The sequence below is a fragment of the Legionella jamestowniensis genome (genome assembly GCF_001467745.1).
GTDB classification, from domain to species: Bacteria; Pseudomonadota; Gammaproteobacteria; order Legionellales; family Legionellaceae; genus Tatlockia; species Tatlockia jamestowniensis.
In genome coordinates, this window is record NZ_LNYG01000013.1 from 2,078,592 (window position 1) to 2,091,498 (window position 12,907).

A 12,907-nucleotide genomic window follows, 5' to 3' on the forward strand; every position below is an offset into this window, starting at 1 on the left:
ATGATTATTGACAGTGCCTTTAAGCCTGCATGGTGGTTAGCCAATTCCCATGCCCAGACACTATTTCCCACTTTAACACGCCGAATCCAGGCGCCAGTGGACAGTAATGAGCGTCTTGAATTACCGGATGACGATTTCATCGATTTGGCTTGGGCTGTCAATGGATTACCAAAAGACGCCCCCGTGGTGGTGTTATTACATGGGTTAGGAGGTAGTATTGAATCTACCTATATTGCAGGCTTAATGCATGCGTTGAATCGTCAAGGTTGGCGTGCTGTATTAATGCATTTTAGAGGGGCGAGTAAAGAACCTAATCGTCTGCCGCGAGCTTATCATTCTGGCGATACGGGCGATCTGAATTTTTTTCTGCAAACTTTGACAAAGCGTGAGCCACATACCAAAAAGGCAGCGGTAGGTGTGTCGTTGGGAGGGAATGTTCTACTGAAGTGGTTAGGCGAAAATGGAGCTCAAAAACTCCTTGAAGCAGCAGTTGCCGTTTCAGTCCCATTTCAATTACGTCTTGTAGCAGATAAAATTAGCCAGGGTTTTTCTCGTGTTTATCAAAACTACTTGTTACGTCGGTTGAAAGCTGTTTTTACGCAGAAAATTGGTGCATTGAATAGCAATTTACCTGACCCATTAAAGGACATTGAACGGTGGCAATGTTTTTGGACTTTTGATGAATATGTAACCGCTCCCTTGCATGGTTTTCCAAACGTCCATGCCTATTATCGTGAAGCAAGTTCAAGAAATTATTTAAGCCACATTACCACCCCAACGCTCATCATTCATGCCTTGGATGACCCATTTATGACACCCGATGTCGTGCCTTTAGAAAATGAGTTATCGCAAGATATTATTCTTGAGCTGAGTGATTCAGGAGGTCACGTGGGTTTCATTACAGGTAACGTACCCGGCGTACCCATTTATTGGCTGGAGCAGCGAATTCCTGATTTTTTAAAGTCCACGCTTTTTTAGAATCATAGCGGTAAGAGTTATTGTACCCAAGTGTAAAGCAATGGCTCTGACTTCCCAAGGATTGTCTGTGGCTTGAACTCATAGCTTTTTTCTGAGCTGCATGTGTAGAATGGGATATGGTTTTCCCTGGCCATCCAGCGCGGAACGGCTCACTATCTCAAACCCCATTTTTTCATAAAACTTCTTTGCTTGCGGATTTTGCTCATTGACGTCCACTTTAGTGACGCCGAAATCTGTAATAGCATAGCGACATAATGCGGAACCAATACCTTGACCTTGTACATCTGGGGATATAAAAAGCATTTCTATTTTATTGTCTGCTACTCCTATAAAACCAATAATCTTACCTTCTTTGTTTTTGCTACCATGCAGGGTTACAACATCAAAATAATGGTTTAAAATTAATGGTTTTAATTCCTTTATTTCATTTTCAGGTAAAAAATTATGTGTCGCTCGCACAGCTTTTTCCCATATCTCTATTAATTCGAGATAATTCTTTTTTGTCACATTACAAATTTGATGTTCCATGATTCGGCTTAGTATTCTTTCATGCTCTCTATTATAAATAACTTAAAGTGATGTTGTACACGCCAGTTAAGTCTATCGCATTTAAAGACAGTTTTACGCTGGCTGGTAATTCGAATGATAAAAAATTTTACGTATTCGATGAATAAGTTAATTGAACTTTTAAATCGCGGCTGGTCAAAAGTTACTATTGAATCCTTTATAAAGATCATAGGAAGTAGATAGTGGGCTAGGATTAAATTTTCGCGCCTCTTGTACTTTCTTATCCTTTCTTTCCTCAACGTCTTGAATGGACTTATTTGAATGGGTTTCTTTTTTTTGAAATTCAATCGTTTTTAGTGTCGATTTTGGTCTAGGTGGTATAATCTGGAACATTTTTTTGTGCTATCAATTGGTTCAGTGACTTCCTTTCGTTTAGGCAATTTAGGTGATCTATCTTGATACGCCATGCCTCGATCGCATCGCATTTTTTGTAAAGCTTCCCAGTTTTGTTCTAAGTTAGTGGCAAAACCGTATTTCTCTTTAAACCAATAAAGTCCGTGACTTAACTGATAGCCATCCATTAAGGTTTCGGCAAGAATATGTCCATTCCCATCCAACTCTGGACCCTTTGCAAAGTAAACGGTTGCTCTTCTCTGTCTCATATCCTCATTTAAATCGATAGCAACCCATCCTCTCCAGGGGCCCATATCACCAGTTTTGAATGCTGTAAGTGGTTTGCCATTCTCATCTAATTCTAGTTGAAAGCCCAAACACTCGGCTACATATTTTAAGTCCTCTTTATTAGAGACAACCTCTTGTGCCCAAGGATCATTAGACATATTAATTTGGGGTTCAAATGCATATTGTAAATTGCTTATCATTCATCCAGGCTTGCACAAACAGTGCGTAATCTTCAGCAGTCGTGCTTAAACTATTTGCCGCACATGGGTTCTTCCCAAAGCTTGTATGGTTCATATGTAGTGGTTCAAATATATATTTCCTAGCAAGTACTTCAAGATTGGAGGTATGACCTCGTTTTGCTACCTCTTCAAGAATTTTAGGGAGATATGGATTAAGCTCTTGAATATCAGAGAGCTCCTGTAAATTGCAATTTAGTGTTTTTAAGTCGATGGTTCCGGATACCCCTATGCCTGTAAGGTTATAAATTGTATATCTTAGATTCGAAGGGGTAATGGAAACATACAGTTTATTTTCTTCAATAGAACCATCCTCTAGCATTAGTGCAAGTGTTGGTTCGTGAAGTTTTCAATCACTTTTTGCAAATAAAATAAAGGCAAACCTGAATACCTGTAGTACTCTTGGCCAGGTTCAAATTGATGATTAACCTCATTAGTGCGATTATTTAAATCAAACCCAGTTTTATGAGAGAGAATCATTCTGGTGTAAATGCATTAATGCGCGCAATGTCCTCTTCATTAATTTCTTCATCATTTTTCCATTTGAAACCATGTTGTTCGCAAAAGGTTTTGAAAGACAAAATGTCATTAAGCCCTGTCATATCCAAAGTGAGCTTTCCTGTCTCTACAAGCTTTAATACGAGATAAGCAAATATAGGTTTGCTGAGTGAAGCAGCTCCGAAAACCGTATCTTTATTCACATCCCCATGGCCATAGGTTACAGGATGATCGCTCTCTGTCACGGTGGCCACACTTACTTGCGATATTTGGGCTTCCTTTCTAATGCTTCTACATCAGGTTTTTCTGTCTGGTAAGATGTCTCGATTTTGGCTTGTGTCATTTTAAATCTTGAAAATAATTTAATGAATGTTAATGTTATCATGTTGTTTAAATAGATAGCTTTTTGATAATAAATTTAACATTTTATTTTCAAATAGCTGCGTTAAAAACGTATTTTCTGTGGGTATAGGGTTAGTTTTATAATTCATTAATAGACGTATATCTTTAGATCAATTAAAAATGTCTAAATTACAAGCGCAGCTTGTTCTTGTGACAATTTAGATTGACTTTGAATGGAACAGGATAAAACCTTATTCATTGCGTCTAAGACGAACTTACAATACATTAAAAAAGGTTATATCCTTGAGCCAACAAACGCTGATAATTGTTTAGTAAATCATTTACCCCCACAGCCTATTGCATTACTAACAAAATATTCCTCTATAATGAATGATTTATTAACTAACGGTATCTATTCCAATAATAGGCTTAGCGAAATTTAGTTTGCTGTTAATGGCACTTAAGGTATTTTTATTTAAATTCATTCGCCCAATCATGCCTCGGTGTATACCCTCGATGACCGCTTCAATGATGGTATGGCAATTAAAGATTTCGCGGATATTTTTAAGATATTTTTCGACAGTGTAAGGACTTATTTTTAAAGTCTGAGCAATTTGCTTACCGGATTTTCCCTGAGCTGTGAGCCATAAACATTCCTGTTCCCGCATGGAAAGTAGGTTATTTTCAGTATATCCGCCCTTAATCACGGCATGGCGAAAGGATTTATTGGTCAAAATGAAAGAGAGTTTGTATTTAGGATTGCAAAAAGTAATTAACTCTAAAAAAGCATCGACAAAGTTAACACAAAAATTTTCAAACGCAGCGATTGTTCTTTGGTAAAAAAGATGACTTTCCATTGTAGGTGTATCTCGTATTGCACTAAAAATAAACGTACATTCTGCACAGCGCCTCACGAGATTATAAATGGGATGGATGTTATATTTTTCTGCAAGTAACTCTTTAAATTGAGGTGAAATAGATTGCACTTCATTACACAGGTAAAACCCTTCCCGGGCAGCGTCAATGAGCCGTGCTGTGTAAGTGTAGTCTTCCTGATAAAGGGCATCTTGATAGTAGGAGAGAATGATTGGATAGACATTTGACAGAATTAAGGGTGTGCCATCATTGAAGATTAAATACATCACAAAATGCTTAAGCCCGATTCTTCCCAGTGGTTTGCATACTTCATCAATTTGTTTTTTATAAGCCAGGCTTAAAATATATGGTACATCTTTCATAGATACTGTTGCTCCCTTTATAAATATTGATTTTTATTACCATTAATATTCTTATATTGATCTTTTAGACTTCATAAATTTTTAAAAAAGATTCATAAAGATGTATTGTAATCAATTCAATTCTTGGTTCGCTTCTAATCATTTTTTGTGATGTAGAAAATGAAATGATAGGTAATTTTTGGACAAATATTATTTTCTTCAATCCAATCTTCCTATAGTTTCAAATGACGATTAATCATATCCCCCTGTTTCAATTATCTGATAAATGATATAGTTATCCGCGAACAGATATTATTATCCCTTTGTAGATAATGTCAATTTTTTATTATCTATTTTCAGATATTTTTTTGGAGTTAATTATGAAATCTGATCGTTTTGAAAGAGGATCAAAAATTATAAACAGCTTAATTGAGGGGGGAGAGCAGGGGGTTTTAAAAGGATTAGGAAAAACAGCACCAGATCTCGCAAATTATGTTTTAGAATTTATTTTTGGCGATCTATACAGTAGGCCGGGCCTCGATTTAAAAACTAAGCAGATGCTAACAATTACTATCTTAGCGACTTTAGGGAATGCTAAACCCCAGTTAGGTTATCATATAAACGCCGCCCTCAATATTGGAATTAGTCGACAAGAAATTGTTGATATTATGACGCATGTTGCAGGGTATGCAGGATTCCCCGCAGCGTTAAATGGCATTGCAACAGCTAAAGAGATTTTTTCTGACCGCGATCAAAAGGGTTTGGATAATAATTAAAATATTAAGTTCTATATAATGGCGCATATTAAGGATAAGATTGCTAGTAGCTTAGGTAGTGTACTTGAGTGGTATGATTTTGCTCTTTATGGCTTTTTTTCTCAAATTATAATACGGTTATATTTCCCAAGTTCATCCCCATCACTAGGTTTATTAAAGGCTTTTTCGGTCTTTGCAGTGGGATTTTTTGCTAGACCAATAGGTGGATTGTTATTTGGCTATATTGGCGATAAATATGGAAGATCAGCAAGCCTCAGGATAACTCCTTTATTGATAACAATCCCAACGTTGATTTTTTCAATTTTGCCCACTTACCAAAGAATTGGAATATTAGCTCCTGCTTTTCTTGTAGTGCTGAGAGTATGGCAAGGAATTTGTATCGGAGGCGAGTATTCAAATAATATTATATATCTCTGCGAGACCTCTAAACCAAACAAGCTCTATTTTTGGGGCAGTATTGGAGCATGTACTGGTAGTTTGGGTATTTTGATAGCTTCGACTACGGCAACCCTTTTTTATCATCTATTATCGTATGAAAGTTTAGAATCATGGGGCTGGCGTATTGCTTATGCTTTATCTGCATTAATTGGAATAGCAGCTTACATATTACGAAAAAAAATGTTAGAAACAGTAGTATTTGAAAAAGTCAAAAGCGAGTTTTTTTCACAAAATCCTATTTTATATTCTTACAAAAATGATTTTGAAAGTTATTTAATTTCTTTTGGACTCACATTTTTACCTGCTACCGCCTTTTATTATGTGTTTATGTTTTTGCCTAGCTTTTTAAATGAAATTCTAAAGTTGGAGGTTAGTAATGTAGTTGGTGATAATGCTCTTTCTCTATTCATTAGATTACTTATCATTCCAATTATTGGTTTGCTAGCTGATAAAATAGGAGGGATACCAATAGCTAGAATAGCATGTATTTTTTATTTTATATTTAGTTACCCATTATTTTATGGATTGATACATACAAAAAATATTTATATATTTATTTTAAGTTTTGCAATTCTGACAACCTTAAATGCAGGGACAACTCCTGGCTTATTAATTAATTTGTTAAGACCTCACACTAGAAGTACTATCCTTTCTATTTCTTTTAATTTTAGTTTCGGTATATTAGGCGGGATAGTACCTATTATTAGCTTTTTACTTATAAAAAAATTTAATTTAATGGCATCAATTTATTACTTGATGTTTGCTGCATTAGTAACATTTGTTTCAACATTTTTTCTAAAGGGATATCATGAATTCTCTACAAAGGGAATATTTGCCCATAATAACGCGAACAACAACTAAAACTTTTTTTGAATACATTAATACAGTAGATATACCTCAGATTGATTATTTTGCAATTGGTATCCAAAACACATTAACCAGCCAGAGTACCTCATTGATGTCGTTAACGGAGTGGCAAAAACATTTCATTGATAATAATTATGCGAATTATGATCCTATTAGGAGAGTAACATTACATACCAATAGAAAAATAATTCCTTTCGATGAAGTTGATTTTGTAGATAATTTTGGTAAAGAAATTATGAGACAAAGAGCCAAAATGGGTATTAGTAATGGAATTATATTTATGGAGCGGTTTAAAAAATTTAATTATATGATTACATTTGGAACAGGGTATTCTAATTTCGACTCTTTTAATTTTATTAAAAGATATCATGATAAAATATTTTTCATAAAAAATGATTTAATCAAAATAGTTGAAAAAGAAGCAAGATCTTTTATACCCGTTGATAATAAGTAAAAATTTATTCATCTTTCCATCTATGCCAGATAACAGGCGCGACGCTTTCAATCTCAACATTATAAAGTACAGGTTCCGAAGTTGTTTCCGATGGATTTAAACAGGTTAGATTATAATAACCCAATGTATCCTTTACTAACCGCCTAAAGAACTTTTCTCCATTTCTTAAATAAACAATGCAGTCTTTATTTACTGCTGTTTCTATTTTGTCTAAATTGCGCAACCGTCCGCCAATGTAATCTCCAGGCAAATAAAATGGTCTCATATCGGCATTTGATACAATCATTATAACCGCATTTGAATGGCTTTCTTTAAATAGATTAGCATCTTTCACCATAGATATTTCTTCATCTTCAATGGGTAGATCTTGATTGGTTGGAGTTGCAAAATAGTGACTTACAGTTATAGTAGATTTTGGATCCAATCCAACTCCTTCCAAAATCCATTCTTCACTAACAATTATCCCTTCGTTACGATATGCTTCTACACAACGTTGCGCACCAGTTGAAGTTAACTTTGTAGTTCCATTCTCCCAAGATTTTAAAGTTACTTCCGGTAATCCATATTTTTCCTGTAAGTATGCTCGACTTAACCGTAAAACAGAGCGGATATGCTTTAGGCGTTGTCCTGGAGTTAGAAGACTTTGATTGTTTACTTCTTTATTTTCAACAGTCATTTTTCATTTAACGTATAGTTTCGCGGTTACTTAAAAATAGATATTGGAAAGATAAATATTATCCAATTTTAGATATTACATGATATTTATAAAGTGATATATATTTTGATGATTTAATTTTAGGATCTGTAATAACATTCTTATCCTGATCGATGTTAAGCCATCAATTTTCAGATAGAGAGACATAGTAGCAGGCATAGGGGGCAGATTTTGTCTTTTGCTTGGAAAGATTCTTGATGGCAAAAGGCAAGATCTGACCCTATGCCTATTGTTTTCTGTGGGTATAGGGTTAGTTTTATAATTCATTAATAGACGTATATCTTTTGATCAATTAAAAATGTCTAAATTAGAAGCATAATCAAAACTATGCTTTTTCAATCTCTCATAATATTTTGTAAAATAATTTAGTACTTTAAAATATAAATATTATGATTAATCACATATATAAAGATCCCAATAAATATAGTCAAAACAATGCACTGCAATATAATTTTGCTATGAAAATTCTAAGCAAAATTTCATTTGAGAATAAATCCAGAGTTTTAGATATTGGATGTGGAGATGGAGTAATTACCAACGATATTGCTGGAATTGTTCGTGAAGGGTGTGTTATTGGAACTGATATTTCAGAACAAATGATCGAATTTGCCTCTAAAAAATATCAAGATCAATTTAATCTGCGTTTTTTAGCTATGGATGCTAGCAAAAATTTTTTTAGAGAACAATTTGATATTGTTACTTCTTTTAATTGTCTCCATTGGGTCAAAGATCAGCAAAACGCTCTATTTGGTATAGCAAAATCCGCAGCCTATGGCGCTCAAATAGCCCTCCTTTTATCGCACAAAAAATCATTATATCATCTGATTCTAGACAAAATTTGCTCTAGCAAAAAATGGAAAGATTACTTTATTGACTTCATAAACCCCCGTTCATTTTTTGACCCAATTGATTACAAAGAAATGGTTGTTCAATCTGGACTAGAAGTAATTGAAATGTCGGAAGAAGAAATGACTTATTCGTTTAAAACAAAAGAGCAACTAAAGGAGTTTTTCAATGCCGCAGGATCTCAGATAAAACAAATCCCAGAATCTAAAAAATCAGATTTTTTAAATGACTTTGTTGAAGAATATTTAAAGGAAGCAGGATTCTCTGAAGAAACTCTTATACCCGTTAGCTTTTGGTGTTTACAAGTTATAGCAACAAAACCAAACCCCAAATTAATTAAAACAGCTGATTTTTATTACCGACCAACACTATTTTCAAAATTGTAATTCTAAAATTCATTAAATTCATGCAGAAGCAAATTTTATTTGTAAGTTTTTGAAAGTTTTCAATACACTCGACTGATTACCTCTGGTATGACTATTGGCTAAACATATTCTACAGTTATGTCTTACTTCGCTTGATAGTTCGTAATTTAAATTTTATTAATGATACAGAGTGTATATTGAATAGTATAATTTCAAGAAGGTATGGTATAGCCTCTGTCAACTTGTCTTGCTCTCAAGTTCCTGTTTTATTATTTCCAATAATTCACGTACACAGTTTGCTATTTTCATAGGTCCTGCATGAGCAAGCCAATTATAGTGATCAATATGTTGTGCATGAGTAGCGCCTAAAAATCCAATCACTTTCATGTGTGCAGCTTTTGCTGCCTTAATACCTAGAGCATGATCTTCAATTACCAGACAGTGTTCTGGGGAAACTGCGAATTTATGTGCTGCTTGTAGAAAAACATCTGGTTCTGGTTTTCGCTGCATTTCCCCTATACCTATAATTGATTCATCATCAAAATATTTCTTTAAGCCGGTAAATTCCAAGGTATTTTTTATGTAATCAAAGTCACCATTAGAAGCCACGCATTTTTTTATTTTTTTGTTATCCAGAAAATCTAAAAGTTGTTGAATATTCTCAACTGGTTTTAGAAGAGAAGAATAATTGGTTTCAGTTTCATACCCAATTTTAGAAAAATCCAATCCTATATCAGATGAACCATACTCATTCACTAGAATATCTGCGAATGTTTTTTCATGACTGACAGCAGAAAATAATCTTAAGGACTGTTCGACAGTCATAGCGTATCCAAGGCGTGTCATTTCTTTTGCACAAAATTGATGCCATATAATTTCACTGTCAATTAGAACACCATCATTATCAAATATTACAAGATCTATTCTCATATTCATCCAATATACTTTCTTCCTGTTCTTAAATGTAGCTTATGTGGGAGAACTCTAATCAGAATACATCTAATATAGGGTGTTTACGGTCAAACTCTCTTAAATAAGTTTATTGTGTAGTATACTTTAGTTAAAATATCTAAGGAGGGATTATGGAAAAAGATCACGTGAGAGCCAATACTTCCTATTCTTCTAATCAAGCTATTGACAATAAAATCATATCAACTCTTCAGTCTTTCTCTACTGCGAGTTCGGATAAGATAAGTCAAAGAATTGACAAAATTGAAAAAGAATATAATGTGGAAAGAGTATTAGAGCTAAATGCTTCTATTTTAGCTTTTATTGGTGTTTTATTAGGCGCATTTGTAAATGCTTATTGGCTTATTCTCCCGGGCCTTGTACTTCCATTTTTAGCTTTACATGCAGTTCAAGGTTGGTGTCCTCCTTTACCCATTTTAAGAGCATTAAAAGTTCGAACTCAAAGGGAAATTGACTCTGAAAAATATTCACTAAAAATTTTAAGAGGTGACTTCGATAATTTGCAAAATGAAAAGGATATTCAAAAAATACTACAAGTAGTTCGAAAATGACAAACTTTATAAAACATAAAGGTCGACCAGTTACGAAATAATGAGGTGTGAGAGGTTAGGTCTTGCAGCGGTTCTTCGCTTAACGTGAGTTCACCAAAAGTATTTTAGGCTTCTTTTATAACTACAAAGCATGCTCACCATACTTTCTTTTGATCTCCTAGCTTAATGTGTTAGCCGTGCAAGATTTTCTAACCACGATTATAGAATAGCAAGAATTATCACTTTCGACCGCTTTAAAAGCCCTCTTTAGTGTAAACAAAATGAAAAGATGGAATTTGGATTTTTCTTCTTTTTATTGTCTCTTTTTTGAGTTTTCTTATCCAAAAGCCAACCCACATTGACCTCTAATTCATCGGCAAGGATTTGTAATGAATTTTATCAACAATCTTCTTATAGCGGGGCATGATTTCGTTAAATTCATTTTGGGTAAATTCAGTGTTGTCACAATTAAACTATAATTATTTTTAACTGAATTTTCGATGGTTTAACAATGGCTAGAAGTATTGATAAAAGTAGTGAGTTTCTGATTAACACGCTGACCTTTAAAGAGGCAATTGCAAATTTTGCCTATAAACTGTCAGCAGGGAGTTCAAATGCATTAATTGCAATTGTTGAATTTAAAGAGTTAATTGATAACGTCACAGATAGTGAGTTGAAAGATAAAATTTTAGGCTTGAGTATTAATGTAAGTGATAAACCTGTTTCTTTAATGGATGTTTTATTAAAAATTAATAAAGGCATGTGTGTAAAAAGGGCCGCCCACCAAATTACAAAAATTCTTAACGAAAATATAGCAAATGACTTACTTGAGATTAATTTGGATTCTGCAAAAAAACAAAATGCTCCTAACCAATGTTTAATTCTATTTACAATCGTACAAGACATTGATGAAGGATTAAAGGCTATAAAAAAATATTTAAATCCTTTAGGGCAGGAGAAGCTTTTAAACGTTCTTAAAGAGAAAAATTATGATCAAAATTCCTTATTGCATATTGCAGCGAGAGATTCGAATAATAATCAACGTTTATTAGCTATTTTAATGCTAATCGACCCAAAGTTTATAGCAGAGATTGCTCAAGAACGAAATTGTAATGGCGATCCTTTAATTCATCTTTTAGTAGATAAGAATGATAAATTCGTTTCCTACAAAGAACTGTTATCACTCATTCCACCTGACGATAGATTACAAGCGATTAATGCAAAAGACCGATTAAATGGCGACCCAATACTTCACAATCTTGCAACATTACGTAATTCTCCTGAAGGAATGATGATTACTCTTGAAAGTTTGCCTAAAGAAGTGCGCTTAGAAGCCATTAAAACAACAAATGAAGATGGTAATTCATTGTTAGATATTCTCGTAAAAAATTCAAATGAAAAATGTCTACAAGCTATTTTAGCTATTGTTCCTGAGGCTAAAACAGAAATTGATGAATTAATAAGCAAAAAGACTAAGGCGTCAGAATGTTCTGCCTCGTTTATTAACACCATGACTAGAATGAACAATACGTCTGGAGAGAGTCCGTCAAAAAATAATCAGAATACAACATCAACTGGCAGTGAATCAAAAACACGTTGGGTTATGCCAAAAAGAAGAAGATCTTAGTATCATGAGAGTTTTCCTCTTGGTTTGGTTAAAGTTCGCACTTCTATCAAAACCGGAAACTCTCACCTTTTCAAGTGGTTGTGTCAGATTAAGTCAAAACTAATTCAATTTATTTACATCCTATTGATTTTTCTGTGTTTCCAAACTTAGCTTCGGTTTAAAGAATTCTAATCAGGAGTACGCTTGGTTAGAGAATGTTTGCAGCAAATACTTTTCTGAGTAGCTTACAAGCTTCCTGATATATCCCAGGACTATTAGATTCCCTTGGGCCACCGATATTCAAAACACGAATAGCGTACTCACTTATCCAAGCTTGGATGGTTTGCACAATCTCATTTTTATTGTTCAGGTTAATAATTAAATGAGGTTTTTTTTGAAGTTTAGTGTCTTTAATGGTTAATCTCGTACCGTCTTTTATTCTTTCGGGTAAAGGCCAGCTTGGTACAATAATTAAGGTCCCGTCTGAATCGCGGATATTTAATAGGGTTCTCTCATCAGGATTGTTGGTGGTAGCTTCTTTCAAAGCAGGGAATTGTTTTAATACGTTAACATTATTCTCATCCAGTCCGCCTTTAGGACACCAGCCGCCAATCTCAATACCCATTTCCTTAGCAACAAATAATGCTGCCTGGTCCACACCTGTTTGTCCGCCAGAGACTATTTTTTCAATCATGCAATATTTCCTGATTTCTTAGAGAAGGTGCTGGGGCATTAACCTAAATCGGTAAGACATAATGAAGTGGGTTAGGTCTTGCAGCGGTTCTTCGCTCAAAGTGGAGTTCACCAAAAGTATTTTAGGCTTCTTTTATAGCTATAAAGCATGCTCACCATACTTTCTTTTGACTTCATTAATATAGTGTT

The 12,907-nt window shown here is 34.2% G+C and carries 15 protein-coding genes; 7 read left to right on the top strand and 8 right to left on the bottom strand.

The window, feature by feature from the left end; translation table 11 throughout:
- A complete protein-coding gene (locus Ljam_RS13610) occupies positions 1-978 on the top strand; it encodes a hydrolase (RefSeq protein ID WP_058450533.1) in 978 nt (325 codons plus the stop codon).
- Positions 979-1,056: 78 nt separating this feature from the next.
- Here the strand turns inward: Ljam_RS13610 and Ljam_RS13615 are convergent, their stop codons facing one another.
- From Ljam_RS13615 to Ljam_RS13635, 5 genes are all read right to left on the bottom strand, one after another.
- The gene (locus tag Ljam_RS13615) at positions 1,057-1,506 is read right to left on the bottom strand and encodes a GNAT family N-acetyltransferase (protein WP_058450534.1); all 450 of its coding nucleotides are present in this window, start codon (positions 1,504-1,506) and stop codon (positions 1,057-1,059) included.
- A gap of 332 nt (positions 1,507-1,838) precedes the next feature.
- Positions 1,839-2,366, bottom strand: coding sequence for a hypothetical protein (locus Ljam_RS13620; RefSeq protein ID WP_058450535.1), 528 nt, complete (start codon positions 2,364-2,366; stop codon positions 1,839-1,841).
- Complete coding sequence (locus Ljam_RS13625; RefSeq protein WP_058450536.1) at positions 2,338-2,724, bottom strand: hypothetical protein; 387 nt, start codon at positions 2,722-2,724, stop codon at positions 2,338-2,340. The genes Ljam_RS13620 and Ljam_RS13625 overlap by 29 nt, the downstream gene beginning before the upstream one ends.
- A gap of 154 nt (positions 2,725-2,878) precedes the next feature.
- Positions 2,879-3,145 carry a beta-lactamase family protein gene (locus tag Ljam_RS15680; protein WP_238583737.1) on the bottom strand — a complete coding sequence of 89 codons (267 nt, stop codon included), beginning with the start codon at positions 3,143-3,145 and terminating at the stop codon, positions 2,879-2,881.
- A gap of 495 nt (positions 3,146-3,640) precedes the next feature.
- Positions 3,641-4,480 (bottom strand): response regulator transcription factor, encoded by an 840-nt coding sequence (locus Ljam_RS13635; protein ID WP_058450538.1) that lies wholly within the window; start codon positions 4,478-4,480, stop codon positions 3,641-3,643.
- Positions 4,481-4,839: 359 nt separating this feature from the next.
- On the opposite strand from Ljam_RS13635, the gene Ljam_RS13640 reads away from it, so the two are divergent.
- The 3 genes from Ljam_RS13640 to Ljam_RS13650 are packed head-to-tail and all read left to right on the top strand — an operon-like array spanning position 4,840 to position 6,994.
- A complete protein-coding gene (locus Ljam_RS13640; protein WP_058450539.1) occupies positions 4,840-5,235 on the top strand; it encodes a carboxymuconolactone decarboxylase family protein in 396 nt (131 codons plus the stop codon).
- Positions 5,236-5,253: 18 nt separating this feature from the next.
- Positions 5,254-6,534, top strand: a complete 1,281-nt coding sequence (locus Ljam_RS13645) for an MFS transporter (protein ID WP_058450540.1) — start codon at positions 5,254-5,256, stop codon at positions 6,532-6,534.
- Entirely contained in the window at positions 6,482-6,994 is a 513-nt protein-coding gene (locus tag Ljam_RS13650) for an autoinducer binding domain-containing protein (protein WP_058450541.1), read from the top strand. Before Ljam_RS13645 ends, Ljam_RS13650 begins: the two co-directional genes overlap by 53 nt.
- Positions 6,995-6,998: 4 nt before the next feature.
- Here the strand turns inward: Ljam_RS13650 and Ljam_RS13655 are convergent, their stop codons facing one another.
- Positions 6,999-7,670 carry a hypothetical protein gene (locus Ljam_RS13655; protein WP_058450542.1) on the bottom strand — a complete coding sequence of 224 codons (672 nt, stop codon included), beginning with the start codon at positions 7,668-7,670 and terminating at the stop codon, positions 6,999-7,001.
- A gap of 428 nt (positions 7,671-8,098) precedes the next feature.
- On the opposite strand from Ljam_RS13655, the gene Ljam_RS13660 reads away from it, so the two are divergent.
- Positions 8,099-8,941: a class I SAM-dependent methyltransferase gene (locus tag Ljam_RS13660; RefSeq protein ID WP_058450543.1), complete on the top strand. Its 843-nt coding sequence runs from the start codon at positions 8,099-8,101 to the stop codon at positions 8,939-8,941.
- A gap of 216 nt (positions 8,942-9,157) precedes the next feature.
- Here the strand turns inward: Ljam_RS13660 and Ljam_RS13665 are convergent, their stop codons facing one another.
- Positions 9,158-9,850 (bottom strand): HAD family hydrolase, encoded by a 693-nt coding sequence (locus Ljam_RS13665; protein ID WP_058450544.1) that lies wholly within the window; start codon positions 9,848-9,850, stop codon positions 9,158-9,160.
- 152 nt (positions 9,851-10,002) lie between these two features.
- Between Ljam_RS13665 and Ljam_RS13670 the strand changes: the two genes are divergently transcribed.
- Positions 10,003-10,440 (top strand): hypothetical protein, encoded by a 438-nt coding sequence (locus Ljam_RS13670; RefSeq protein ID WP_058450545.1) that lies wholly within the window; start codon positions 10,003-10,005, stop codon positions 10,438-10,440.
- 490 nt (positions 10,441-10,930) lie between these two features.
- A complete protein-coding gene (locus Ljam_RS13675; protein ID WP_058450546.1) occupies positions 10,931-12,046 on the top strand; it encodes a hypothetical protein in 1,116 nt (371 codons plus the stop codon).
- 187 nt (positions 12,047-12,233) lie between these two features.
- On the opposite strand, the gene Ljam_RS13680 is transcribed toward Ljam_RS13675, so the two are convergent.
- Positions 12,234-12,719, bottom strand: a complete 486-nt coding sequence (locus tag Ljam_RS13680; RefSeq protein ID WP_058450547.1) for a putative molybdenum carrier protein — start codon at positions 12,717-12,719, stop codon at positions 12,234-12,236.
- Between the last annotated feature and the right edge of the window lie 188 nt (positions 12,720-12,907).